24 protein-coding genes and 2 pseudogenes are annotated in these 25,057 nt (G+C 59.5%); 17 read left to right on the top strand and 9 right to left on the bottom strand.

Annotation, left to right across the window (positions count from 1 at the left end):
- Positions 1–96 precede the first annotated feature (96 nt).
- The 4 genes from EJ997_RS07480 to EJ997_RS07465 all read left to right on the top strand — a co-directional run bounded on the left by EJ997_RS07480 (position 97) and on the right by EJ997_RS07465 (position 4,695).
- The gene (locus EJ997_RS07480; protein ID WP_126704002.1) at positions 97–1,662 is read left to right on the top strand and encodes a xylulokinase; all 1,566 of its coding nucleotides are present in this window, start codon (positions 97–99) and stop codon (positions 1,660–1,662) included.
- 17 nt (positions 1,663–1,679) lie between these two features.
- On the top strand, positions 1,680–2,726 hold the full coding sequence (locus EJ997_RS07475) for an NAD(P)H-dependent glycerol-3-phosphate dehydrogenase (protein ID WP_126704001.1): 1,047 nt from the start codon (positions 1,680–1,682) through the stop codon (positions 2,724–2,726).
- A gap of 21 nt (positions 2,727–2,747) precedes the next feature.
- Positions 2,748–3,782: a zinc-dependent alcohol dehydrogenase gene (locus EJ997_RS07470; protein ID WP_164719875.1), complete on the top strand. Its 1,035-nt coding sequence runs from the start codon at positions 2,748–2,750 to the stop codon at positions 3,780–3,782.
- Between the two features lie 133 nt (positions 3,783–3,915).
- On the top strand, positions 3,916–4,695 hold the full coding sequence (locus EJ997_RS07465) for a DeoR/GlpR family DNA-binding transcription regulator (protein ID WP_126704000.1): 780 nt from the start codon (positions 3,916–3,918) through the stop codon (positions 4,693–4,695).
- Positions 4,696–4,908: 213 nt separating this feature from the next.
- Here EJ997_RS07465 and EJ997_RS07460 read toward each other — a convergent pair whose 3' ends face one another.
- Positions 4,909–5,124 carry a dihydroxyacetone kinase subunit DhaK gene (locus tag EJ997_RS07460; RefSeq protein ID WP_126703999.1) on the bottom strand — a complete coding sequence of 72 codons (216 nt, stop codon included), beginning with the start codon at positions 5,122–5,124 and terminating at the stop codon, positions 4,909–4,911.
- A gap of 38 nt (positions 5,125–5,162) precedes the next feature.
- On the opposite strand from EJ997_RS07460, the gene EJ997_RS07455 reads away from it, so the two are divergent.
- Positions 5,163–5,747: a GntR family transcriptional regulator gene (locus tag EJ997_RS07455; protein WP_126703998.1), complete on the top strand. Its 585-nt coding sequence runs from the start codon at positions 5,163–5,165 to the stop codon at positions 5,745–5,747.
- A 106-nt stretch (positions 5,748–5,853) separates the two neighbouring features.
- Here the strand turns inward: EJ997_RS07455 and EJ997_RS07450 are convergent, their stop codons facing one another.
- Entirely contained in the window at positions 5,854–6,699 is an 846-nt protein-coding gene (locus tag EJ997_RS07450; protein ID WP_126703997.1) for an HAD family hydrolase, read from the bottom strand.
- A gap of 170 nt (positions 6,700–6,869) precedes the next feature.
- Here EJ997_RS07450 and EJ997_RS07445 point away from each other — a divergent pair, with 170 nt between their 5' ends.
- The 4 genes from EJ997_RS07445 to EJ997_RS07430 all read left to right on the top strand — a co-directional run bounded on the left by EJ997_RS07445 (position 6,870) and on the right by EJ997_RS07430 (position 11,571).
- On the top strand, positions 6,870–7,931 hold the full coding sequence (locus tag EJ997_RS07445; protein ID WP_126703996.1) for a galactitol-1-phosphate 5-dehydrogenase: 1,062 nt from the start codon (positions 6,870–6,872) through the stop codon (positions 7,929–7,931).
- A 14-nt stretch (positions 7,932–7,945) separates the two neighbouring features.
- Positions 7,946–8,905 (top strand): sugar-binding transcriptional regulator, encoded by a 960-nt coding sequence (locus EJ997_RS07440; protein ID WP_126703995.1) that lies wholly within the window; start codon positions 7,946–7,948, stop codon positions 8,903–8,905.
- A 100-nt stretch (positions 8,906–9,005) separates the two neighbouring features.
- A complete protein-coding gene (deoC, locus tag EJ997_RS07435) occupies positions 9,006–9,650 on the top strand; it encodes a deoxyribose-phosphate aldolase (RefSeq protein WP_126703994.1) in 645 nt (214 codons plus the stop codon).
- A gap of 250 nt (positions 9,651–9,900) precedes the next feature.
- Positions 9,901–11,571 carry a ribulokinase gene (locus EJ997_RS07430; protein WP_126703993.1) on the top strand — a complete coding sequence of 557 codons (1,671 nt, stop codon included), beginning with the start codon at positions 9,901–9,903 and terminating at the stop codon, positions 11,569–11,571.
- A 123-nt stretch (positions 11,572–11,694) separates the two neighbouring features.
- Here EJ997_RS07430 and EJ997_RS07425 read toward each other — a convergent pair whose 3' ends face one another.
- On the bottom strand, positions 11,695–12,495 hold the full coding sequence (locus tag EJ997_RS07425; RefSeq protein ID WP_126703992.1) for an HAD-IIB family hydrolase: 801 nt from the start codon (positions 12,493–12,495) through the stop codon (positions 11,695–11,697).
- Positions 12,496–12,653: 158 nt separating this feature from the next.
- On the opposite strand from EJ997_RS07425, the gene EJ997_RS07420 reads away from it, so the two are divergent.
- The gene (locus tag EJ997_RS07420; protein ID WP_228201422.1) at positions 12,654–13,448 is read left to right on the top strand and encodes a MerR family transcriptional regulator; all 795 of its coding nucleotides are present in this window, start codon (positions 12,654–12,656) and stop codon (positions 13,446–13,448) included.
- Positions 13,449–13,685: 237 nt separating this feature from the next.
- Here the strand turns inward: EJ997_RS07420 and glpK are convergent.
- A pseudogene (gene glpK / locus EJ997_RS07415) lies at positions 13,686–15,211 on the bottom strand (glycerol kinase GlpK).
- A 385-nt stretch (positions 15,212–15,596) separates the two neighbouring features.
- Here glpK and EJ997_RS07410 point away from each other — a divergent pair.
- Positions 15,597–16,637 (top strand): sugar-binding transcriptional regulator, encoded by a 1,041-nt coding sequence (locus tag EJ997_RS07410; protein WP_228201421.1) that lies wholly within the window; start codon positions 15,597–15,599, stop codon positions 16,635–16,637.
- Positions 16,638–16,646: 9 nt separating this feature from the next.
- Entirely contained in the window at positions 16,647–17,174 is a 528-nt protein-coding gene (locus EJ997_RS07405) for an amino-acid N-acetyltransferase (RefSeq protein WP_126703989.1), read from the top strand.
- A 198-nt stretch (positions 17,175–17,372) separates the two neighbouring features.
- On the opposite strand, the gene EJ997_RS07400 is transcribed toward EJ997_RS07405, so the two are convergent.
- Together EJ997_RS07400 and EJ997_RS07395 are read right to left on the bottom strand one after the other, a co-directional pair.
- Positions 17,373–17,762, bottom strand: coding sequence for a hypothetical protein (locus tag EJ997_RS07400; protein WP_126703988.1), 390 nt, complete (start codon positions 17,760–17,762; stop codon positions 17,373–17,375).
- Positions 17,759–18,622, bottom strand: coding sequence for an HhH-GPD family protein (locus tag EJ997_RS07395; protein ID WP_126703987.1), 864 nt, complete (start codon positions 18,620–18,622; stop codon positions 17,759–17,761). Before EJ997_RS07395 ends, EJ997_RS07400 begins: the two co-directional genes overlap by 4 nt.
- Before the next feature lie 68 nt (positions 18,623–18,690).
- Here EJ997_RS07395 and EJ997_RS07390 point away from each other — a divergent pair, with 68 nt between their 5' ends.
- Positions 18,691–19,836, top strand: coding sequence for a hypothetical protein (locus EJ997_RS07390; RefSeq protein ID WP_126703986.1), 1,146 nt, complete (start codon positions 18,691–18,693; stop codon positions 19,834–19,836).
- 98 nt (positions 19,837–19,934) lie between these two features.
- On the opposite strand, the pseudogene radA reads toward EJ997_RS07390, so the two are convergent.
- The 3 genes and pseudogenes from radA to EJ997_RS07375 all read right to left on the bottom strand — a co-directional run bounded on the left by radA (position 19,935) and on the right by EJ997_RS07375 (position 23,491).
- Positions 19,935–21,286: pseudogene (radA, locus tag EJ997_RS07385) on the bottom strand (DNA repair protein RadA).
- A gap of 43 nt (positions 21,287–21,329) precedes the next feature.
- Positions 21,330–21,995, bottom strand: coding sequence for a potassium channel family protein (locus EJ997_RS07380; RefSeq protein ID WP_126703985.1), 666 nt, complete (start codon positions 21,993–21,995; stop codon positions 21,330–21,332).
- Between the two features lie 116 nt (positions 21,996–22,111).
- The gene (locus tag EJ997_RS07375) at positions 22,112–23,491 is read right to left on the bottom strand and encodes a TrkH family potassium uptake protein (protein WP_228201420.1); all 1,380 of its coding nucleotides are present in this window, start codon (positions 23,489–23,491) and stop codon (positions 22,112–22,114) included.
- A gap of 190 nt (positions 23,492–23,681) precedes the next feature.
- Here EJ997_RS07375 and EJ997_RS07370 point away from each other — a divergent pair, with 190 nt between their 5' ends.
- From EJ997_RS07370 to EJ997_RS07355, 4 genes are all read left to right on the top strand, one after another.
- The gene (locus tag EJ997_RS07370) at positions 23,682–23,891 is read left to right on the top strand and encodes a helix-turn-helix domain-containing protein (RefSeq protein WP_126703984.1); all 210 of its coding nucleotides are present in this window, start codon (positions 23,682–23,684) and stop codon (positions 23,889–23,891) included.
- 74 nt (positions 23,892–23,965) lie between these two features.
- Entirely contained in the window at positions 23,966–24,064 is a 99-nt protein-coding gene (locus EJ997_RS07365; protein WP_019174583.1) for a 30S ribosomal protein bS22, read from the top strand.
- A 163-nt stretch (positions 24,065–24,227) separates the two neighbouring features.
- Positions 24,228–24,527, top strand: coding sequence for a glutaredoxin family protein (locus EJ997_RS07360; protein ID WP_164719871.1), 300 nt, complete (start codon positions 24,228–24,230; stop codon positions 24,525–24,527).
- Positions 24,528–24,562: 35 nt separating this feature from the next.
- Positions 24,563–25,033: a MarR family winged helix-turn-helix transcriptional regulator gene (locus EJ997_RS07355; protein WP_126703982.1), complete on the top strand. Its 471-nt coding sequence runs from the start codon at positions 24,563–24,565 to the stop codon at positions 25,031–25,033.
- Positions 25,034–25,057 lie beyond the last annotated feature (24 nt).

Here is a 25,057-nt window from a genome sequence, read left to right as displayed (position 1 = left end):
ATTCTGGTGGATTTATCAGTTCTAACTGTTAATACTGTTAATAACGCTGGCTCTCACTCGGCCAGTCTGATTCAAAGAAGAATTCAGGAGACACAAATGAACAAGATCAATGCGGCTGATGGTCCGCTCGTTATTGCGGTTGACTCGTCGACGACCTCGTCGAAGGCGATCATTGTCGATGCTCTGGGCAATGTGCTTGCGCTCGGCAAGCGGGAGATCCCGCTCCGCACCCCGCAGCAGGGCTTTGGAGAACACAACCCCGCACACTGGTGGACCTCGACGAACGCCGCAATTGCTGAGGCAATCTCGCGGCTGAAGATGGAGGACCGGGGTCGCATCGAAGCTATCGGTATGACGCACCAGCGCGAGACCTTCGCTCCGTTCACGGAGGATGGCACCCCGCTGCGCAACGGTATTCTCTGGCTCGACATTCGCGCCGCGGATCAGATCAAGAAGTACGGCACCCCCGAGATTCACAAGCTGTCGGGCAAGCCCGCTGACGTGACCCCGGCCATTTACAAGATGGCATGGGTGAAGGAACACGAGCCGGAGATCTGGTCCAAGGCCGACAAGATCGTCGATGTCCACGCCTATCTCGTTTACTGCCTGACCGGTAAGTGGAGCGACTCTGTTGCAGCCGCTGACTCGCTCGGACTGTTCGATATCGAGAAGCTCGACTATGACGAGTCACTCATGGAGATTGCGGGTGTTGACCGCGGTCAGATGGCTGACCTGTACCAGCCCGGTGAGGTCCTTGGCTACGTCAAGAAGGAAGTTCGCGACGCCTGGAACATCTCGAAGGAGATCCCGGTTATCGCAGGCCTCGGCGACGGTCAGGCTGCCGGCATTGGTGCCGCCGCCGTTGACCCCGAGGTTGCCTACCTCAACATGGGAACCGCCGTTAACGCGGGCGTGACCTCCCTCGACTACCAGTACGGCCAGGTGTTCCGCACCCTCGCCGGTGGTGTCCCCAACACCTACGTTCTCGAGATCCTTCAGTCCTCGGGAGCATTCCTTACCACGTGGTTCCGTCGTGTCTTCGGCAACCCGGCACTGCAGGGTGGCCCGGATCCGGAGCTTGAGGCGCTCGCGGCAGCACGTACCCCCGGCTCGGGTGGCCTTGTCACCCTGCCCTACTGGAACGCCGTACAGAGCCCCTACTGGGAGCCGATTGCCCGCGGCGGAATTGTCGGCTGGCGTGGAACGCACGGACCCGGCTCCATGTACCGCTCGCTTCTTGAAGCGATCTCGATGGAGATGGCTCGTTCGCTACGCGGCATGGAAGAAGCAACGGGAGTGAAGCTTCAGACGGTTCGTGCCATGGGTGGCGGTGTCCGCTCGAAGCTCTGGCGTCAGATCATGACCGATGCGATCGGCTTGCCGATCACCGCCTGCAAGGAAGACGAGATTTCCGCACTGGGTGCAGGTGTTGTCGCCATGGCCTCGACCGGCGTCTTTGGTGACACCGAGATCGCAACCGCAGCCAAGAACATGGCTCAGTTCACCGACTCGACCGAACCCAACGAGGAAAACCACAAGATCTACCAGGAGCTCGGTGCTATCCAGGGCCGTCTCTACTCTGATCTCAAGGAAACCAACGATCAGCTTCACGAGTTCGCGCGCCGCTACCCGGACGCCGAAGTATCAAACGAAGACGACTAGGTCGAAAGGGCCGAACAATGCCATCAATTGTCATTCTTGGTGCCGGAGCCATGGGCTCTGGCCTCGCAAATGCTCTCGTCCGCGCAGGCTGGGAGGTGAACCTTTGGGGTACCTGGCTGGACGATCACCTGATCGATGCCATCGAGGCAGGCTCACCGCACCCTCGCATCGACGTTGTCATCTCCGGCAAGGTCACGACCTTCCGTTCCGATGACCTGGCGAAGGCCATGGACGGCGTCGATGTTGTAGCACTCTCGGTTGCCTCCGCCGGTGTCCCAAAGGTTGTTGAACTTGCACTCCCCGGTATCTCCAAGGCCCAGGCCCTGTGGATGACCACGAAGGGCTTCCTTCCTGCGGAAGACGGCACCATTCAGCTCCTGCCCGCCGGTGTTCGCGCCATCGCAGAAGAGGCCGGCGTCGAACTTCCCCCGATCGTCGCAATCGCGGGCCCGGTCAAGGCGAACGAGTGCGCTGCCGACGAGCCGACCGCAACGATCTTCGGATGCAAGGACAAGGACGTAGCGGTGAAGTACGCCCGCGAGGCACGCTCCGATAACTACGCCATCGAACCCTCGGATGACGAGGTAGGCGTGGAAGTCTGCGCCCCGATGAAGAACGTCTACGCCATCATGCTCGGCATCGCCGACGGCCTCCAGGACAAGACCGGACATCCCCACCACAACCTCAAGGCAGCCACGTTCGCCCAGGCTGTGCGCGAGATGTCGATCCTTTCGGTTGCCCTCGGCGCCAAGGAAGCCACGGCCTACGGCCTGCCCGGCGTTGGTGACCTCGAAGTCACCGGCCTGTCCGGCCGCAACAAGGTCTACGGCTCGAGGATCGGACGCGGTGAGGGAGCCAAGACTGCTCTCGAAACGATGAAGGAGCTTGAGCAGACCGTTGAGGGCGTTCCGGCTATCCCGCTCGCCGTCAACCTCGTTGAGCAGACCGACGCTTCCCTTAAGGAGCGCATGCCGCTGCTGTTCGCGGCTCAGCAGATCGTCTACGAAGACGATCCCAACTACGCAGATGTTTTGGCGCAGGCGGTTCTGCCGCCCCGTCCCTAACAGAAAGTAGGTGCGACGCATATGCGCGCGTATATGTTCTATGGTCCGGGCGATCTTCGCCTGGAAGACGTCGAGCCGGGTGTCCCCGGCCCCGGAGAGATAGCCGTTGAGGTCAAGGCCGCAGCAACCTGCGGAACCGACCTCAAGTCGTATCGGCGCGGGCATCCCACGCTGTTTCCGACCCTCCCAGCAAGGTTTGGTCACGAGTTCGCTGGCATTGTTACGGAGGTGGGTGACGGGGTAACTGACTTCAAGGTCGGGGACCGCGTCGTCGCCGCCAACACTGCACCATGCGGGCACTGCTGGGCCTGCACCATCGGGCGCGAATCGCTGTGCGATAACCTCGAGTACCTCAACGGGGCATTCGCGGAGCAGATTGTCATCCCGAAGGCAATCGTGGAAAGGAATACGTACCATATTCCAGACACGCTCTCCTTCGAAGCGGCAGCCCCGCTCGAGCCCCTGTCGACAGTGGTCCACGGAATCTACGAGTCCGGCATCAAGCTTGGCGATACGGTGACCGTGAACGGTGCCGGTCCGATTGGCCAGATGTTCATCAAGCTTGCGCAACTGCGCGGGGCCAGTGTCATCGCCGCCGACCGTTCCGCATCCCGCCTTGCGCAGGCCGCGGAAGCCGGTGCACGTACCGTCGACCTGACGGGACTCGAGGGCCCCGAGGAGTGTGCGGCACAGATTAACGAGCTCACCCCGGGCGGACGCGGCGCCGATGTTGCCGTGGAGGCTGTGGGACTGCCCCAGGTATGGGAGCAGACAGTTCACTGCCTCCGCCCCGGCGGAACTGCGGTGCTGTTTGGTGGAACCCCGAAGAACGCCCCGTTCTCGGTGAACTCCTCCGACATGCACTACAAGGAGTACACGCTTAAGGGCGTGTACCACCATCAGCCCAGGTACGTGAAGGTAGCTGTCGAACTGCTCTCAACCGGCAAGTTTGATGGCATGAGCCTCTGCACCGAGGTCAGGCCCTTGGAGGCTCTTGTTGAGTCTCTTGAGGACATGTCTCAGGGCAACGGATCGAAGTACATCCTGCGCCCCTAGCACGTGAGTGGTGTGTCGGGGCTCTGGCCCCGACACGCCTATCTCGACGAGCTGTGCTGCTTATTTCTTTCACCCATTTCGTTCTTCTTCGATGGGTGGCAGTAGAGTTTGATGTAGGGAGGAAGTGAACACTGTGGCTCAGCTCAGCAAGAACGATCGGCAGCAAATGCTCGCCGAGCATGTCCTAAACCTTGGGACGGTGCGCGTTGAGGACCTGCTTAAGCTCGTCGACGCGTCCCCGATGACGATCTATCGGGACCTGTCAGAACTGGAGAACGATCGAGTTATCGTGCGTTCCCGCGGTGAGGTCACGGCCGTTGCGACATCGCTCAGCGAAACGTCGATGAAGTATCGGCTCACGCAGGAGGAAGACGCCAAGAACTCACTGGTTTCCGTATTCGCCCCGCTCTTTACCCGGGGATCCTCGATCATCTGCGACGACTCATCAACCGTATTCTCGATTCTCAAGGAATATACGTCCGTTGGTGGGCTCACGATCATCACGAACAACTGGTCGATTATTCAGCTTGCTGGCTCGGTGCCAGACTGGGAGCTCATTACGCTCGGCGGATTCTATGATCGCCACCTAGACGCGAACTATGGCCCTGCCGGAGTGAAGATGCTCCGGGAGATCCGGGCCGACCACGCTATCATTTCGGCTGCCGCAATCAGCGACGGGGTCGTGTACCACCCATATGCTGCGGTGGCCGACTACAAGGCGCTCATGCTTCAGGCAGCCAGCCATTCCCATCTCGCGGTGACGCACTCGAAGTTTGAGCGTAAGGCACTCTACCGAGTGGCTGACACAGCAGACTTTGACTCGGTGGTTGTTGACGCTGGTACGAGCAATGAGATTGTCGAAACCCTGCGCAACCGAAGTGCGAACGTTAAGATTGGCACGCCTGTTTCCTAGGAATTCGGGAAGGGGATCAACCAGCCGGGTAAAGGATCTGTCTGTGCGACGTTGCTTCCTCCACGATTGCCGGGTGCCTTCCGACGCTGAGGTAACCGCGTAAATTTAGTCGTGGACGAGAGAAATTGTGCGACATGGGGCGCTTTAGCTTGATGTAGCGAGATTGGTGCGGGGGCTGGCAGAACAGGTTCTGCCAGCCCCCGCACCTACTTGTTAGAAGGTACGGATTGCGATCTCCGCCGGTGCAAGGAAGAGCTCGTTAAGCTTGGCATCAACCTTGCAGAGGGTGAGGGAGACGCCCGCCATCTCCAGCGAAGTACAGTATTCGCCGACGTAGCTACGCCACACCTTGATGCCACGCTCTTCGAGCTTGCGGTGCGCGATGCCGTAGAGGAGGTACTGCTCGGAAATCGGGGCAGAGGATTCCATCGGAATCCGTCCTTCAGGACAGTTTCGGCGTATCCCGCATGACTGTGCGGGGAGTACTCAACGTACTTGCCGACGAAGGGCTCTTGCACCGGGTCCCCGGCAAGGGGGCGTTCGTTTCTGAACCGAAGATTGCAACAACGTCACCTGCGTACCAGGGAATTAGGCAGCAACTTGAGGATCGCGGTTACACAACCCAGACCGAATTGCTTTCCTTTGATCTTGTGGCGGCACTTGATACCATCGCGGATTTCTTCGGCATTCCGAAGAAATCGCCCGTCTATCAGATCTCTCGCAGGCGCTTCCTCGAAGGAAAGCCAGTGACGATCCACCGTTCCTGGGTGAGTGCCGACCTGGCGCCGAGCCTCGATCGGTTTGATGTTGTTGAACGGCAGCTTTGTGAAGTCCTCAGCACCGAATTTGCACTGAACGTCAAGAACACCGACGAGAGTCTCGAGGTGATCCTCGCGTCGGAAAAAGAAGCCTGGCTACTTGGCGCCGAACCGGGGGCTCCACTTCTGAAACTGGTTGACCAGTTGCGTGATGAACGCGGGCGACGATACGAATACACCAACCTTCTGATGCGCTCAGATCGCATGAAGCTCGAGTTCCATTTCGAATCCTGAATCCGCTGGTGTGCGGTCGAAGTGGACGCAAATAGAGGGGCCGGTCGATCAAGACCGGCCCCACTATATTCATGAACAGTTTTCTCCCGGCGGGGAGGATCCTCCGCTATGCGGCGCTACTGCGCCGGTGATCCGCCCACCGGGTGAGGAAATCTGCGACCGCATCATCCTCGTTTAATCCGATCTCGTAGTGGCACGATTCCTTGACGTGAGGGTAGGCATTGCCCATGGCGACCGCGATCCCGACGTTTGGTAGCCAGGAGAGGTCATTCTCCGAGTCCCCAATTCCGAGCGTCCTCTCGGGAGTGGCCCCAAGGTCATTAAGAACCGGAGTGAGACCACTCCACTTGCTGACGTTTTCCTCCGTGAGTTCGTAGAACTCCGGGAGAGTCTTCACGGTTTCGGGGAAGCGCTCGCGGAGACGTTCCACCATCTCGTCCGTCCGCTCAGGGTCGATGTAGTACATCACCTTGAGTCTGTTGTTGCGATCGAGCTCGTCAAGGTCGACAAGTTCGGGGGCAAGACCCTCATTGGGTGCCTTGAGGAGTTGGCGACCGGAGCCATCGACTTCCGTGTAGAAGAAATCGGTTCCAAAAATCACGGTCTCGAGATCGTTCTCGCGACCAAACTCTAGAACTTCCCGGTAATAGTTGTCGTTCAGCGGGCCGAGACCAATGATCTCGTCGTGGTCGGTATGGACAGTGATCGCGCCATTGCAGGCGATCACGTAGCCGGAGCGTTCCATGCGGGTGAAGAGCTTGCGTAGCGCGGGAGCCATGCGTCCCGAGGCTAGGACGACATGAACACCGGTGTCGGTAAGGTCCCGAAGTGCGTCGATTGTTCGGTCAGAAACGCTTGCATCATCGCGGGACAGGGTGCCGTCGACATCGAAGACTGCGACGTCGATGTCGTCGATGTTCGGGGGCAAGGAATCGTCTAAGAGTTCGGCCATACCAAGACCTTATAGGACAAGCCAATGCTCGACAAAGCGCGGAAAATCAACAAAAGTTGAACTTGGGCGCTCATATGTCGGAATTACCAATTTACGTTGATTTTGTGGAGCGTTCGGGCCTACTCTGGGGGAAGTCGTGGGCTGGAATGGGCCAGCCCGGAGGAGGAAAAATGTCAGAGAAAATGAAGGCCGTTGTCATGCATGCGGTCGGCGATATTCGTCTCGAAGAAATCGATAAGCCGGTTGCTGGTCCGGGTGAGGTCGTCATGAAGATTGCGGCCTGCGGCGTGTGCGGTTCCGATCTCGACCGCATGTACAAGAAGGGCCCCCACAAGCTTCCGCTCGTCACAGGCCACGAGTTCTCCGGCTACATTGAGGAGCTCGGTGAGGGCGTTGAGGGCTTTGAGGTCGGCGACCTTGTCACTGTCCCCCCAATGCTTCCCTGCTTCGAGTGCGCTCCCTGTGTTCAGGGCGAGTTCTCGCTGTGCGAGAACTACGACTACTACGGTTCCCGTCGTAACGGCGCCTACGCCGAGTATGTTGCCGGCCCCGCCAACCTTCTTCTCAAGGTTCCCGCCGGTCTTGATGCTCGCGCCGCCGCGATGGTTGACCCGGCCGCTATTGCTCTGCACGCGATTTGGCGGACGAAGCTGACCGCCGGTTCCCGCGTTGCCGTCATGGGTGGCGGCGGCCCGATTGGCCTGTTCGCTGTCCAGTGGGCCCGGATCATGGGTGCCACCGACATCGTTGCCGTCGATGTGTCTGAGGAGAAGGCCAAGCTGGCACTCGAGGCAGGGGCAACCACGGCGGTTTCCTCGACCGAAGAACTCGAGAAGATTGTTGGATCCGGTTTCGACGTCGTTGTTGAAACGACGGGTGTTCCGGCGGTTGCTGACCAGTCGGTTGGCATTGCTGCTCGCCACGGCGAAGTTACCCTTATCGGCATTCCGAACGCCCCGGTGGAGATCTCGGCAGGGAACTGGGCCCGCCTCATGCGCCTGGAGATCAATATTTGCGGTTCGTGGAACTCCTTCGGTGCGCCCTTCCCGGGTGCCGAGTGGACGACCACCCTCGAGCACATGGCCAACGGCAACCTGCTGTGGGAGTTCATGATCACCCACGAGGAGCCGCTCGAGAAGGTAGCGGAGACGATTCGCAACATGTCTGAGCGCACGATCCATTCCTCGAAGGTTCTTTTCCTTCCGAACGGAACGGACCTGCCGACCAACTAGCCCGGCAGGCAACTATGAAAAGCGGAAGTACCGAGCACGAGCACGCCATGGTGAGAGCGGCGGAGCTGTACTACAACGACGGACTGCTCCAGTCCGAGGTTGCGGACAAGCTTCGCCTGTCCCGCTGGAAGGTGGGAAGGCTCCTTGAGGAGGCCCGGTCCTCGGGCCTTGTCGAAATTAAGATCCATCACCCTCAGTCGAGGAGGCGCGACCTCGAGCGGAAGCTCATGGAGCGCTTCGACTGCGGCGAAGCCGTTGTCGTCGAATCTCAACCGACGAACGCGGGGACGATGGCGTTGGCGGCGCAGGCCGCCGCTGACTATCTGGTCGAGCTCCGGCCGCAGCCGGGGATCGTTGGGGTTTCCTGGGGGCACACCGTGGCCGCCATTGCGGAACGGCTCCCCGAAGGTATTCTCAGGGAACCCACGATTGTGCAGCTGAATGGTGGGGCCAACTCCCTCACGGACACGGTGGATGCTGGAAGCATCATCCGGATGATTGCGAGCAAGTCCCGCGATCCCAGGACCGCGCTGCTTCCAGCATCCGCGATCGTCCAGGACCGGGAGCTTGCTCGGCGGCTCATGGCTGATCCTCAGGTGGGGAAAACACTCGAGCTTGCCGCCAGGGCCGAAGTTGGCCTCTTCTCGATTGGTGTCCTCTCACCGCATTCGGTGCTGCGGAAGACCAACTGCATCACCGCCGACGAGGTCGTGGGTCTTCAAGAGGCCGGTGCTATCGGGGATATTCTCGGGCACTACATTGACCGCTTTGGTCGGGTTGTTGACTTCGAGCTCGACCAGCGGACGATTGGCTTGGATATCGATTCCCTCGCTAAGATCCCGAAGTCGATCGCAGTTGCGGTGGGGGAGGAGAAGAGCGGAATTACCCGCGCTGTTCTCTATGCCGGGATCTGCTCGGTTCTCGTCACCGAATCCAAGATTGCTGAGAATGTCCTCGGTGTCGAGGACCGCTGAGAAGGTGCTCGACGCTAACCCACTGTAGTTTTAACGTAATGGCTTCGGCCTACACCACCACAAGATCCGCGGCTACCGTGCCGCCAGAACCGGAGAAAATATGAATCCTCAGGATGTTGTATCCATTGTTGACCACACGCTGCTGGCCCCGGAGGCCACGAAGGAAGACGTTCTTAAGCTCCTTGACGATGCCGAGGCGCTGGGCACCTTCTCGGTCTGCGTCTCACCCACCCAGATCCCGCTCCCGAGGGAGACAAGCGTGAAGGTTGCCGCGGTCTGCGGTTTCCCCTCGGGCGCCCACTCCGCGACCGTTAAGGCCGCCGAAGCGAAGGAACTGGCCGATGCTGGGGTTGACGAGATCGACATGGTCATCAACGTCGGCAAGGCCAAGGAGGGCGACTTCGACTACATCAAGAACGAGATCGCCGCAGTCCGCGAGGCAGCCCCGAATGTTCTCCTCAAGGTCATCATCGAGTCGGCCGCCCTGACCGACGACGAGATTGTTGCCGCCTGCCAGGCTTCCGTCGATGCGAAGGCCGACTACGTGAAGACGTCGACCGGCTACCACAAGGCTGGCGGAGCATCCGTCTCTGCCATCAAGCTCATGCGCGAGACCGTTGGTCCGAACATTGGCGTCAAGGCCTCCGGCGGTATTCGTGACGGCAAGTTTGCGACTGAACTGATCGAAGCCGGCGCAAGCCGCCTTGGCCTGTCGGGTACCCAGAAGGTTCTTGACACCCTCTAAACCGTTCTGAGGTATTCCGCGTCAACAAACTTTGGCGCGGCATACCTCAGCAAGTACACCCAGTCATTGCCGCGGTGCGCCGCGGCAATTTCTACCCCTTTTAGATCCCGAAATTCTCTCGGCATAACATCCAAGAACTGTCGCAGACCACGTGCGACATCCCAACCGAACAACCGTAGATTCTTGCGGAATACCGATCCGTTGCCGCGTAAACGCACGGCATTACTACCCAACGATCAAAGGTGATCTTATGAGCGAAAAATACGTTATTGGTGTCGATTTTGGCACGCTTTCCGGCCGCGCCACGGTCGTGCGAGTTTCGGACGGACGCGAGCTTGGCTCGTCCGTCATGGAGTACCCGCACGGTGTCATGGACCGCACCCTCACCGCCGGTGATGGTCAGACGCTACCTCCCGACTACGCACTCCAAGTTCCGGCCGACTACGTTGAGGTCCTTAAAGCGGTTGTTCCCGAAGCGATCCGCGATGCTGCGGTGAATGCTGACGACATTATCGGTATCGGAACCGACTTCACGTCGGCCTCGGTTCTCCCCACCGACGAGAACGGCGTTCCGCTGTGCGAGTCGGAGGAATTCAAGAACAACCCGCATGCCTACGTGAAGATGTGGAAGCACCACGGCGGCACCGAGCAGGCTGAGCGCGCGATCGCGATCGCCGAGGCACGTGGCGAGATGTGGCTCGGCCGCTACGGCGGACGCATTTCCTCCGAGATTGTGCTTCCGAAGGCACTTGAGACCCTGGAGAAGGCACCCGATGTCTACGCGGCGATGGACTACTACGTTGAAGCTGTCGACTGGATCGTGTGGCAGCTGTGTGGCCGCCTCATCCACTCCGCGGCACCGGCGGCCTACAAGTCGTTGCGTCAGAACGACCAGTACCCCTCCGAGGAGTATTTCGCCGAGCTCAACCCGCAGTTCCGCACCTTCATCGCCGACAAGTTTGAGGCCCCGGTCCTCCAACTTGGTGATCGAGCCGGTGACCTGACTGAGGAAATGGCGAATGATCTGGGGCTTCGCCCCGGCATTGCCGTCGCCGTCGGACAGATTGATGCTCACGTGACCGCGCCCGCCGCGAAGGCCATTGAAGTTGGTCAGATGACGGCGATCATGGGGACCTCGAATGTTTACATCGTCAACGGTAAAACTGCCCGCGACATCCCCGGTGTCTTTGGTATCGCCAACGGTGGTATCTCCGCGGGGCTGTGGGGCTACGAGGGCGGACAGACCGGTGTGGGTGACATCTTTGCCTGGATCGTCGACAACATCGTTCCCGGCGAATACCAGAACGAGGCCAACCGCCGCGGAATCTCCGTCCACGAACTCCTCACAGAGAAGGGTGCCGAGCAGGAGATCGGCGAGCATGGTCTCATCGCTCTCGACTGGCACAACGGAAACCGTTCGATCCTCAACAACGGTGCCCTGTCGGGCACGCTGGTCGGCATGACGCTCAACACCCGGCCCGAAGAGATCTACCGCGCCTACCTGGAAGCAACCGGCTTTGGCTTGCGGGTCATTATCGAGAACTTCCTCCAGCACGGAGTGGAGATCAACGAGATCGTGGCCGCCGGCGGCCTGCTGAAGAACAAGTTCCTCATGCAGATCTACGCCGACATCACCCGTATCCCGCTCTCAATCTCCGGATCGAACCTCGCAGGCTCCCTCGGCGCAGCGATCTACGGTGCAGTTGCGGCGGGTGCCTACCCGAACGTGTACGAGGCAGCTAATGCTATGGGCTCCAAGATCGAACACGCCTACGTGCCGAACGAGGACGCCGCCAAGAAGTACGACCTTCTGTACGAGGAGTACCTGACACTCCACGACTACTTCGGTCGCGGAACCAATGATGTCATGGCACGCCTCAAGGGCATCCAGCGCTCCATCCATGAACGCAAGAACAGCTAGGACAACGGCGGCTGCGCAATGGAGTAGCAACTATCCATGAAGCGGCTAAGTCGGAGCTGATTATTGATCGGGGCAGGTTTGGTGTTATGCCGGGCTTGCCCCGATCAGTAGTGTGGCTTGAGCTTACCTAGCGGCTCTTTGCGAGCTCCTCGATGTAGCGGACGACTGCGCCCGATTCCTGGCTGCCGATAACCTCGTCGACAACCGTCTTGACCTCGGGGAGGAGTTGTCGGGTGCGACCGAGTGCGCCATGCGAGGCAACCAGTCCAGGTCGTTACCGGAATCGCCGATACCGAGGCAGTTGTTCAGATCAATGCCGAGGCGCTCCGCCAGCCAGGTCAGTGCGCCCTCCTTGCCGGAACCCGGTGCCGACATCTCCGCCACGGTATCCATGGACTGAACGATGTTCGGTTGCTTTGCTCTCATGAGAGGAACCTGCTTCTCGAGAAGATCTGGCAGTCCCCAGTACATGACCTTGATGACGTCGCTCCAGTCAGCATCGTCGATGGGTTCAAAGCTGATCGGCACCTGCGAGTTGCCGTTTCTCGTGTGTTCTGCCGCTATCCCGTCCTGTTCCATGACCAGGTCGTGGGTGCGGAACAGTGCAATGTCCGCACCTGCTTCGCGGCCGATAGCGACAAGCTCGGAAATCAGAGAATCGTCCATGACCGAGCGACGCAGGATTTCGGTGCCGGGCTGCTGAGCAATCACGCCGCCGTTGGCCGCCACGACATAACCGGGGATGTTTGCTCCCTCGAGAACCGCCACTCCAGCATTGAGGGTTCTGCCCGTCGCGACAATGATCGTCGCTCCCGTGGCTGACAGAGCTGCCAACGCATCGAGAACATCCTGCTCGGCGTCAGCTCCGATCGGGGTGAGGGTTCCATCGAGATCGAAAATGTAAGCGTCCTGGCTACGGTTCACTGCGGCTCCTTCAAGTCATGTCTGCTCAACCATCTTCTCACTACAGGGCAGAGACGGCCGACTCGCGGGCGTTCGGTCACGTGACCTGACTTTGGGTGGCAAAACCGCCATCCCGCTTGCCTTGACCCTGACGCAACGTCAGGCTGGATGCTATGAGCGTGAGAGATGAACCGGGTATGACGGTGGGGCAGGTTGCAGAGCTCGTTGGAGTGAGTGTGCGGACCTTGCACCACTGGGACGAGATTGGTCTTGCGGTGCCGAGTGGACGGTCAAGTGCCGACTATCGGCTCTATTCCGAATCGGATGTCCACCGGATCGAAACGGTCCTCGTGTACCGCGAGACCGGCATGCCACTATCGATCATCGCTGAGGTTCTGGGTGAGCCTGCGCTCGGTGAGCGCGAACATCTGGAACAGCAAAGAAAGCTTCTCGTTGCCAGGATCTCCCACCTTCAGCAGAAGATCTCTGCTGTTGATCAACTGTTGAGGGAAAAAGGAATGGGAAGAAAACTTACCGCCGCACAGCGGGCCGAGATTCTTGGGCCGGATTGGAATCCGGCGTGGGAAGACGAAGCGGAAGAACGCTGGGGTGAGAGTGACGCGTGGAAACAGTCCAACAAGCGCGTGAGCAACATGACTGCGGATGATTGGAAGGTAGCGAAACGCAACATTAACGTGCTCGAGGAGAAGCTGGCGGAGGCCTTCGAGGAAGGTGTTGAACCGGGCACCGAACGAGCCAACGAACTGGCCGAGCTACACCGCGGCTGGGTGGGAGAGTGGGTCGAAACAACCCATTCGAAGCAGGTGCTCATGGCACGCCTGTACACGGAAGACCCGCGCTTCCAATCCCACTACGATGATCGCGCCCCGGGCCTTGCCCGGTGGGTGCGAGACATCGTCGAAGCTAACGCCCGAGCAAATGGAGTGGATCCCGACACTGCCGAATGGGTCTAGTAGAACTTTGCCGCAGTGGTTATCGCAACGACTGCGGGCTAAACCCAAGGCTTGAGAGCTGTCAGCGAAACCCTGGGAAGCCGAGCGCTTTGCGGAAAAGACGGCTCCTCGAGGTTGGTATCAATGCGGATGTTCTCAACGGGAATATTTGCGGAAATAGATAGCGGTAGGCCCGAACAGTTTGAGCTGTTCGGGCCTACCGTCGACTATTGACTATCGAATGGCTTGATCAGGTGATCAGGCGTTGGTGACATCCTCGTCGACCCAGTCGAAGGTGCGGGTAACGGCCTTCTTCCAGAGACGCATCTGACGTGCACGCTCGTTCTCGTCCATTTCGGGCGTCCAGCGGGAGCCTTCCTGCCAGTTGTTGATGACGTCCTGCTCGCCCTGCCAGAAGTCGACAGCGATGCCTGCCGCGTAGGCGGCACCGAGAGCGGTGGTCTCCGCAACCTTGGGAGCAACAACGTCCACGCCGAGGATGTCGGCCTGGAACTGCATGAGAGCTTTGTTGGCGATCATGCCGCCGTCAACGCGGAGCTCGGTGAGGTCGGCGCCGGAGTCGGCGTTCATTGCCTCGAGAACCTCGGCAGTCTGGAAGGCGGTTGCCTCGAGGACTGCGCGGGCAATGTGGCCCTTGTTGTTGAAGCGGGTGAGGCCGACGATCGCGCCGCGAGCATCGTCCTTCCAGTACGGAGCGAAGAGGCCCGAGAAGGCGGGGACGACGTAAACACCGCCGTTGTCCTCAACGGTCTCAGCAAGGGTCTCAATCTCCGGTGCGGAGTTGATCATGTTGAGGTTGTCGCGCAGCCACTGGACGAGCGAGCCCGTGACAGCGATGGAGCCCTCGAGTGCGTACACGGCCGGAGCGTCACCGATCTTGTAGCAGACGGTGGTGAGCAGGCCGTTCTTGGAGGTAACGGCTTCCTGACCGGTGTTGATGAGCATGAAGTTACCGGTGCCGTAGGTGTTCTTCGCCATGCCCTTCTCGAAGCAAGCCTGGCCGAAGGTGGCTGCCTGCTGGTCACCGAGGATACCCGCGATCGGGGTGTCGATGATGAGGGTGTTCTTGGCGCCGTGGCCGTAAACCTCGGAGGAGGACCTAATCTCGGGAGCATCGACATGGGAATGCCCATGTCGGCGCAGATCTCGGGATCCCACTCGAGCTTGCGAACATCCATGAGCATGGTGCGCGAAGCGTTGGTGACGTCGGTTGCGTGGACGCCGCCGTCAACACCACCGGTCAGGTTCCAGAGAACCCATGCGTCGGTGTTGCCGAACAGGAGGTCGCCCGCTTCAGCCTTCTCGCGTGCTCCCTCAACGTTGTCGAGGATCCACTTGATCTTCGGGCCCGAGAAGTAGGTGGCGAGCGGCAGACCGACGCGCTCCTTGTACTTCTCCGCGCCTTCGTCCCCGCCAAGCTCGCGTGCGATCTTGTCGGTACGGGTGTCCTGCCAAACGATGGCGTTGTAGACCGGCTGGCCCGTGTTCTTGTCCCAGACAACTGCCGTCTCACGCTGGTTGGTGATACCGACGGAGGCGATCTCGTGGCGGTTGATATCGGCCTTACCCAGGGCCATACCAATTACCTCGCGAACGTTGTCACGGATCTCGATCGGGTCGTGCTCAACCCAGCCTGGCCTCGGGAAAATCTGCTCGTGTTCCATCTGTCCAACGGAGACGATCTCACCGGAGTGGTTGAAGATAATCGCGCGGGATGAGGTGGTTCCCTGGTCAATTGCCAATACGTACTTCTTCTCGGTCATCTTTGACGAGTTCCTTTCGTGGTGGTGAGGCCGACGCGCTGTCTGCCTTCGTGCCGAAGCGTTTGCACCGGCACAGTGTTCAAAGGTAGTAAGTGGTGATCGCTCGCGCCAGTTGGACTGGAGACGCAACGTTGCGGCCAGCACCCGGGTGGGTGTAATCACATCATACTGAAAAAAGTGTGCCAGGCATGCACTTGATCGCATAAGGTATGAACGTACGTGCATGCTGAACCTGACCCGCCGCAACGACGTGTTAATCCCGTCAATTTGCGGCAAGAAGGCGGGATCCTATGCTCATCGCGGAGCAGTGGATTCTAGACAGTATGCTAGAGAGAGCGTGACATACATATGGTCACGGCATGACCGCACAACGAGGAGAGTCAGGTTGTCCGAGGACCGTCGGAGAATTGCTTACGAGGCAGCCGTTCTGCACTATGTGCAGGGTGAAACCATGGAGACGGTCGCCCGCAGACTCGGCGTCTCCCGCTCGACAGTGTCGAGGTTGATATCGCTGGCCCGGGATGAGGGGCTCGTTCGTATCAGCCTTCACCCGCCCACCGAGAACTCTGATTCGCTCGCCGCCCGGCTGTCCGAGATGTTCGGAATCAATGCCCACGTGGTCCCCGTGTCTCCAACGTCAACAGATGTGCGCAGGCTTGACGCCGTCGCCACTGTCGCAGGTGCCATCATCTCCGACCTTGTGAAACCCGGCCACACGATCGGCGTCGCCTGGGGTACGACCATTTCGGCCGTCACCGATCATCTCTCCCCGCGTCCCGCGCCCGGATCGATTGTCGTTCAGCTGAACGGCGCCGCGAACTCCTCCACGACCGGCATCCCCTACGCCGGCCAAATCATCGATTCCTTCGGTAAGGCCTTCGGCGCCACGATCCGGCACTTCCCTGTACCTGCCTTCTTCGACTTCGCAGAAACCCGCGAAGCAATGTGGCGGGAACGCTCCCTCGCGTCGGTCCGCGAACTCCAGCAGACCACCGATATCGCCGTTTTCGGTGTCGGCTCCTTCAACTCTCCGCTGGCCTCCCACGTGTATGTGGGCGGCTACCTGTCACCGCAGGACATTTCTGTTCTACGCGCCGAGGGTGTTGTCGGAGATATTTGCACGGTCCTCCTGCGCCCCGATGGTTCCTACGAGGACATCGAGATCAACAAACGCGCCACCGGCCCTACCCCCGGGGAACTGAAGAAGATCCCGCGCAGAATCTGCGTTGTTGCAGGTGCCTCGAAGGTTCTGCCACTGCACGGAGCACTGCTTGCAGGTGCCGTCACCGACTTGATTATTGATGAGGGGCGGCCTGGAAACTCATGGATTTTGCTTCGGGTCAGCGTAAGCGCAAGGATCGAAACGGCCACTGATTCTGGAGTATGCCAGACGCGGCTCGCAGCTGGGTGTCATAGCGGGGACTAGAATGGCGTGATGATCAATATCATGCCCGCCCTTCCCGCACACGTTCGTGGCATCGCTGAGCTCATTGAGCCGATGGTTGCACAGAGGCTCCTGATCTCCAAGGACCTCATTGACTACTTTGAAGACGTCCAGGAGTTTTACGTAGCGATCGACGGCGATCGCGTTGTCGGATGCGGGGCACTCCACGTCCTCTGGGAAGACATCGCGGAGATTCGTACTCTCGCCGTTTCCACCGATTATCAAGGGCGGGGTGTTGGCGGCAATCTCTACCTTGCACTAGAAGCAAAAGCGTACGAGCTGGAGCTGCGCAGGCTCTTCTGCCTCACCTTCGAAACGTCGTTCTTCGGTAAGTTTGGCTTCACAGAGATCCAGGGAACTCCCGTCGGTGAAAACGTATACGCCGAAATGCTCCGCTCCCACGATGACGGTATGGCGGAATTCCTGGAGCTTGCGCGCGTCAAGCCCAACACTCTCGGCAACACCCGGATGCTTAAGGAGCTGGACAATCCCATCAGCGAAGGTGGATTTCAAAGCTAAGTCGACGGGCCTAACGTTGACCTCACCTAGCCGCATCGAGGCGGACACGTGTTGTTTTGAGGCGGGTACGAGTTTGATCGAGGCAAATCGGAGTTGGATCGAGGCGTGTCCGACCGATCTCCCCACTGGGGAATTGCTACGTAGCCAGCTCGGTCAAGTTGCTTTCCTACAGCTACCGGACTTTGTCGGCTTTACCGATTAGCGTTGACGTTCCAGTTGGCCGGAAACGAACCAGGCGGCGATCGGACCCTGGATAGCTACGAGCCCAATGATGAGAGACGTGATCGGATCGATCATGACAGCTGCTGCGACTGCGGCAACAATAATGGCGATGGCTGTCGCGATCGCAGCGATCTTCCAGATGCGGATGGCAAAGCCGTGAAGACCCGGGTCCTTTTGTCGAGAGATGACAAGGACGCCGCCAAGGGTCAGACCGAGTGTGGAGATTGAGGGGATAACGGGAGCCCAGGTTCGGTCCGTTGCCGGAGTGAACTCGTACAGGATGAGCCCGATGACGGACAGGAGCAGTCCGACGATAACGAGTCCTGTGGACCAGAGGATAATGCGATGATTTGGCATGGGGCTCATGAATCTAGGCTACCGGGAAGAAACACGTGTTCGCCTGAACGCTCCACCAAACGATCAGTGAGAAGCCCCTCGAGAGCTGCCTCTGCCCGGCTCGGATCTGCTTCAAGGATGCTGGCAACCGGAATGGGGTCAGCCGAGTCGCGGAGCGCCCTCATGATGTTTCCCCGGGCCTGACGCATCGTTCCCTCCCACTGCTGAGTCTTTCTCCGATGTGCGTGGAGATCTGCCGGATATCCCAGCTCCCGCCATCCGCACTCTTCGGCAACCGGGCACTGCGAGCAGATCGGGGAACGTGCCGTGCACACGAGGGCACCCAGCTCCATTACTCCTGCATTCCACACCACGGACTCGTCCACATCCTCGGGGAGCATACCTGCGGCACGTTCACGCTCGGGTTTCGTTAGCGCGGGTGGGGGTAGAGCCTCTCCATGAAGCCGGGCAATAACTCTCCGGATGTTTGTGTCAAGAACGAGTGATCGCTTGCCGAAACCAAAGGCCATGACAGCCGCTGCCGTATAAGAACCAATCCCGGGAAGAGCAAGCAGTTCCTCTTCGCTGTGCGGGACCTCGCCGCCGTGTCTTTCAACAATGACCTGCGCGCATTCGCGCAGTCGCAGTGCTCGTCTTGGATAGCCAAGTGACTTCCAGGCGCGCAGAACGTCATCGGTGCGGCCCTGTGCGAGCGCCTCGGGAGTTGGCCAGCGTTCCGTCCACTCCAGCCATGCGGGAAGGACTCGGGCGACGGGAGTCTGCTGGCTCATAACCTCGCAAAGCATAATATGCCACGGCGGCGTTCCATCCTCCCGCCACGGGAGGTCGCGCCCATGCTTGTCGAACCACGCCGCAATCTCGATAAACATCGTTCTTAGTGTGTCACAGGGGCGCGCTGATCAAGCATTTCGATGCTCAACGGCTCTAAGTTAGTAGCGTGAAGGATTCTGAGGATCAGGGGAAGCCCCGCAAGGGCAACACCCCCGGAAGAGGCGAGCCCGGTAAGGCTCGCCGGTCGGGCACGCCCGCGCGCGGCGCAAAGCGCCCCAGACCTTCTGAAACGAAGCCGATCCCCGGCACGCTACCGCGCGACGGTAGTCCAAAGAGGACCCCGAGTGAGCGTAAGCCACGCCCGCGCCCCACGGCAGCCGACGGCACACCGAAGCGGACCAGTCGCTCCACGTCGACCACTGCCTCCCGGCAAGGAACCTCTCGGACGAGTGCGCGAGGCACAGCCGGTCGTGCCACCCAGCAGCCCGCCAAGGGTGCACCAAGTAGGCGACCGAGCGGCCGGAAACAATCCCAAATTGGGAAATCCTCCGCAACCGCAACAAGGAAGCCGCGGCCGAAGCCGCTGTCAGCAGAGGAACAGGCGGCTAAGGAAAAGAAGAAGCGTCTCATCATCGGTGCAATCATTGCTGTGCTCGTCGCAGCTTTGGCGATCGGTGCAGCCGTATTCCTGCAGTCGCAGCTGAACAAGCGCGAGGAACAAATAGTTGCGGGTTCCGAGGAAGATAACTTTGACGTTATCCCGTGCGACCCCAGCATGCTGGAGATGGATATCAACCGCTTTGGAAGTGTCGCGGGATATCCGATCACGTTTGCTGTATCGATGACGAATACCTCGGAGCAGACGTGTTCGCTGGATGCTGGATCGGATCATCTCGTCCTTGAGGTTACGTCCGGTAATGACAATATTTGGGCCTCGAACCACTGCGTGTCTGGAGACGAGTCTGAGCTATACGTGTTTAGCCCCGGAGTCTCCACTCAGATTGATGTTCAGTGGGGTGGCAACAGATCCAACGCTGAGTGCACAGGTGGCTTACCTGCACCGCGCCCCGGCACCTATGTTGTCCAGGGATCCGTCGACGGAACCGAATTCCCGCAGCTAAGGCAGTCCTTTGTCCTCACGGACTCTTCAGGTGCCGCTCCCGCTGAGGAGCCGACCGAGGAAGAAACCACGGAAGAGCCGACCGAGGAAACAACAAACGAAGACGCTGCCGTTGATGAAGAAAACGACCCCACCGAAGAGTTCATCGTTGACGAAGATATCCCCGAGGACCACGAGCACATTCAGGACTGAGTGCGAAAGCTCCACCGGTGTCGAAAGCGATTACCTCGGGGTCACGATTCTTTTCAATGCCATAGGCAGATGGCGATAACCCACAGTCGCCTGCGAGGCTAGACTGGAAGCACTTCCTTCACGGCCGCAGCCACATCGGCCACCGGTGCGATCGTCATTCCGTTGGGAACCTTGACGTCAGTTCCTGCGGGGATCAGTGCCTTAGTGAAGCCGAGGCGTACTGCTTCGCCCAGTCTCTGCTCGAGTCCGACGATGGGACGGACTTCACCCGTCAGTGCAACTTCGCCGAGGGCAATGACGCCGGGGGCGAGTGGCAGGTCAGCGACGGCCGAAGCTAGGGACAGGGCAGCCGCGAGGTCCGTTGACGGTTCGGAGGCTCGGGCGCCACCGATCGTGGAAACGAAGATGTCTTTACGATCAAGATCGACGCCGAGCCGTGACTGGAGAACAGCGACGGTCATGGCAACCCTCGAAGAATCAACACCCGACGTTGTTCTCCGCGGGGGACCCGCGGGGCCACGGCCAGGGACTGGATCTCCACCGGCATGGGACGCCGACCCTCAAGCGTGATCGTCACGCACGTACCCGGGACGGTGCGTGCCCGGTCGGAAAGAAAAAGACCGGACGGATCGGGAAGCTCGTTAATCCCATCATCAACCAGCTCGAAGCAGCCGACTTCGTCGGTTGGTCCGTACCGGTTCTTGATAGCACGCACCATGCGAAGGCGGGAATGACGGTCTCCGTCAAACTGGCACACGACATCGACAAGGTGCTCGAGAACGCGGGGACCCGCAATTGAGCCGTCCTTCGTCACGTGGCCAACGAGGAGAACCGGAAGGTTCTTCGACTTAGCAAGATGAACGAGACCGGCAGTTACTGCACGTACCTGGGAGACGCCACCGGCAGCACCATCCACGGACGTGTCCATGATGGTCTGAACCGAGTCGACAACAAGCATGGAAGGGCGAGCCGATTCGACGTGCCCAATGATCGTCGACAGATCGGCTTCTGCGGCAAGGTGCAGGCTGGGAGAGAGGGCGCCGATGCGCTCGGCGCGGAGACGGACCTGCGAGGCAGATTCCTCACCGGAGATGTAGAGGACCGGCTCGGAGTTGATCCGGGATATCTGGGCCGCCACGTCCAAAAGCAACGTGGACTTACCGACGCCAGGTTCGCCAGCCAGGAGGATCACAGCACCGGGTACAAGCCCGCCACCAAGAACCCGGTCGAGCTCACCGACACCGGTGGAAGAACGCTTGCTTGCGGTTGTCTTCACCTCCGTGATGGGTACGGCCGGGGACGTGGGTGCGAGTGCCTTGGCAGTGGTTGTTGGGGCCGGACGGTTCTCCACCATAGTCCCCCAAGCCTCGCACTGTGCGCAGCGGCCCACCCACTTCGAGGTGTCCCATCCACATTCCGAGCACACGAATGACGTGCGTGTTTTTGCCATGGGATGAGGTTATCGAAGGACAGTGGCGAATCGCGTCACGGAACTACCGGCGTGACGCAAACTCGTCGAGGAGCTCAACGTTGCCGGAGACAATGATGAGATCGTCTTCGCCGATCCGAGTCTCGGGGGTTGCGTACTCGAATGGCTGGTGCGGGGCTTTGACGCCCAGGATGTTGACGCCATAGCGCTCGCGGACCTTTGACTCACCGATGGTGAAGCCACGGAGTTCGAGGGGCGGCCTCATCTTCACGATGGTGAAGTTATCGTCCATCTCGATGTAATCAATCATGCGGCCAGCCACCATGTGGGCCACGCGCCTGCCAGCATCGTATTCGGGGAAAACGCGCCTGTGGGCACCGATCTTTTCCAGGATCCTGCCGTGGTCACGGGAGGTGGCTTTCGCCCAGATCTCCGGGATCCCCATCTCCACCAGGTTTGCGGCAGTCAGAACGGAAGCTTCCAAGGAGGAACCAATGCCGACAACGGCAACGGAGAAGTCTCGGGCGCCAAGTTGCTCGAGGGCGTCCTTTGAAGTGGAATCGGCTTCGATCACGGTAAACCGGTGCGACCACTGGTTGGCAAGAAGCGGGTCCTTCTCTACCGCGAGCACCTCGCGGCCCTGCTCGGCCAACGTGAGCGCGACAGCGGAGCCGAAGCGGCCCAGTCCAATGACGAGAACGGCTCCAAGCGGATCCTGTGATTTGCGCATGCGTACCTCCATGAACATCATATGCGCCCCAGCGAGTGTCGGAGTGACTGAGTGCGGGGAGCCTCAGGGCGACTGAGTTACAGCCGAGCGCTGGGCAGTTAACTGTGTGACTGGCGTCAGCCAATAATGGGGCGTTCCTCGGTGTAGCGGATCTGGCGCTGGGTTTCTCTCATGGCAAGTGCTGCGGCCAGGGTCATGGTGCCGACACGGCCCGAGAACATGAGGAGGATGAGGATGAGTTTGCCGGCCGTGGGAAGGCTGGCGGTGATGCCGAGGGAGAGTCCGCACGTGGCAAAGGCAGAGATGACCTCGAAGAGTGCCACCTGGAGGGACAGGTCCGTGACGTGCATAAGAGCCAGGGTGCCGACGCCGACCAGCGTGGCCCCAAGGAATGCTGCGGAGACCGCGAGGCGGAGCGTGGAAGAGGGAATTCTCTTACCGAAGGCAACAATGTCGCGGTCGCCTCGTGCCTCGGCAACGATAGCGAGAACAAGGACGGCAAAGGTGGCGACCTTGATACCGCCAGCGGTCGAAGCGGAGCCGCCGCCGACAAACATGAGCGCGTTCATGATCAGCAGGGTCGAGTTGTTCATCTCCGCCAGGTCCAACGTTGAAAGCCCCGATGATCGGGGTGTTGTTCCCTGGAGGAGTCCCGCAAGGATCTTGTCGTCGCCTTGGAGGCCGCCGAGGCTTGCCGGGTTCCCCCATTCGAAGAAGAAGATCGCGATCGTGCCGCCAAGCCAGAGAATCAGGTAGGTGGAGATCGTTAGCTTGGAGTGGAGGGAAAGGAAGCGGGGCTTGCGCCAGTTCGCGTAGACATCCTGGATGACGGGGAAGCCGATGGCACCAACCATGGTGCCGAAAATGATCGGAATGCAGAACAGCCAGTCACCAACCATGGGGGATAGGCCGCCCTCAACGATGACAAAGCCGCCGTTGTTGAAGATCGACACCGCCATGAACATCGAATGCCAGATAGCCTCCAGGAGGGGCTCTCCCATTCCTAAAAAGGAGGGGAGAAGAACAACCGTCAGGAGGGCCTCAACAGATAGTGAGGCTACGAGAACGGCGGTCAGGAGAGAGCCGACCTCGCCAAGACGAGTCTTTGTCTCCGAGGCGGCCAGAAGCTTCTGAGTGAGGCCGATGCGGTGTGAGACGGCCCTGCCGAGGATCGAGGCGAGGGTCATAACACCCAGGCCGCCGATCATCATCGACACCATGATGACAACGTGGCCGAAGCCGGTCCAGGACGATGCCGTATCCAATACGGATAGTCCCGTGACGGATACGGCCGAGGTTGCGGTAAAAAAGGCGTCAATGAAGGAGGCTCCGCCCGGCCCGGTTCGGGCAATGGGAAGGAATAGGAGCACGGTGGCTACGGCAATGATCGAAGCGAAAACGATGAGAGCGAGCCGCGCAGGGCGCTCATGAGCGATCCTATCGACCCAATTGCGCACACGTGCCATGTGTGGTTTGTCACGCTTATCGGCTGCCACGACACCTCCTGACGCTGGTCCGACCATGTTGAAGAGTACTCTCAATGCGTCCCCAATGAGAGATGATCCAGCCGACATCCAGCAATTAATCGGCATTTGGCCCATTCGTCCCCTATGATGATCAAGAGCATAACTCCACTGGAGTCGCGACCGGTTAGGTTACGGCTTCTCCTCGTAAGAACGGAAACGTATGTCACAGGTACCTCCCTCGGCGCCGCAATTTATGACGGTTGCCGAAGTCGCGGAGCTCGCACGTGTGTCTCGAATGACCGTCTACCGTATGGTACATTCCGGCGACCTGCCGGCCGTTCGCGTCGGGAACTCCTACCGGGTCCCCACCGAGGCTGTTGACGAATTGCTCTCAAAAACCGCCTACGACGCTGACGAAAGACACGCTTAGGCAGAAGAAGCGGTAGAATCTCCGGGTGACCATTGGCGAAGGAGTCTTCGCCGTCCCGACATTGGAGGTAACCCGTGGGTTCCGTAGTTAAGAAGCGCCGCAAGCGTATGTCCAAGAAGAAGCACCGTAAGCTGCTTCGCAAGACGCGTCACCAGCGTCGCAACAAGAAGTGACTCGATGTGGGTCCGGTATGTCCGGGCCCACATCTGTATCCAGCGAATGGTCGAGCTTCTAAAAAGCGATTGGAAGCGCTACTAGGAAACTGGAAGTATGTCCAGAAAACCGGAAGCGCGACCAGTTCAGAAACTAAACGTTGACCCTGAACCCACTGATTCAATGCCTGAACCCGATTCCACTGGAGGAAACATGTACACCCTCGTTGTGCGTCCCGGTTGCCACCTGTGCGAGCAGGCTGAGGAATCGCTTGCGCAGATCGAGTCGGAGCGGGGTATTGAATGGCGTGCGGTTAATATCGATGATGATGATCCCGCACTCGCTCAGTACTCGGACGATCTGCCCGTGCTGCTTGATGGGCCCAGGGCAGTAACTAAACTGACGTCTTCGAAGGTTGCACTCGACAAGGCGACGAAGCCCGGTATGTGGTCTCGAATAAAAAGTAGTTTACATTTTAACTAATTTTGGTATGCTTACCAGTGGATAGAGGAGTAGGCATGTCAGAGCAAAGCACAAAATGGCTGGAAGCCGATGAGCAGGCGGCTTGGCGCAATTACCTGCGCGGTTCCGCGCGCCTCAGTGCGCAGATTGGTCATGACCTGTTTGAGACTCACGGGCTCACCCTTAACAAGTATGAGGTTCTCGTGCGCCTGTCCGAATCGGATGACTGGTCGATGAGAATGTCCGACCTCGCAGACGATCTCGTGCACTCCCGTAGCCGACTCACCCGTACCGTTGCCTCCCTCGAGCAGGAGGGCTTTGTTATTCGCGAGACCTGCGCGAAGGACGGTCGCGGCCGTATCTGCCGGATGACGGATGAAGGGTATGCGCTCCTTGAGAAGCTGGCACCGAGCCACGTTGCTTCCGTGCGCGAGCACCTGCTTGACAAGATCGGCCACGACGATCTGATCGAGCTTGGGCGTATCATGGCGACCCTTCTTGACGATCCGGCCACTCCCGCGGTCTGACGTTCCACATTCCCAGACACGTGT

Source organism: Flaviflexus ciconiae (assembly GCF_003971195.1).
Taxonomy (GTDB): domain Bacteria; phylum Actinomycetota; class Actinomycetes; order Actinomycetales; family Actinomycetaceae; genus Flaviflexus; species Flaviflexus ciconiae.
The sequence above is the reverse complement of the archived record's forward strand: the minus strand, read 5'-3'. Positions and strand labels throughout refer to the sequence as shown.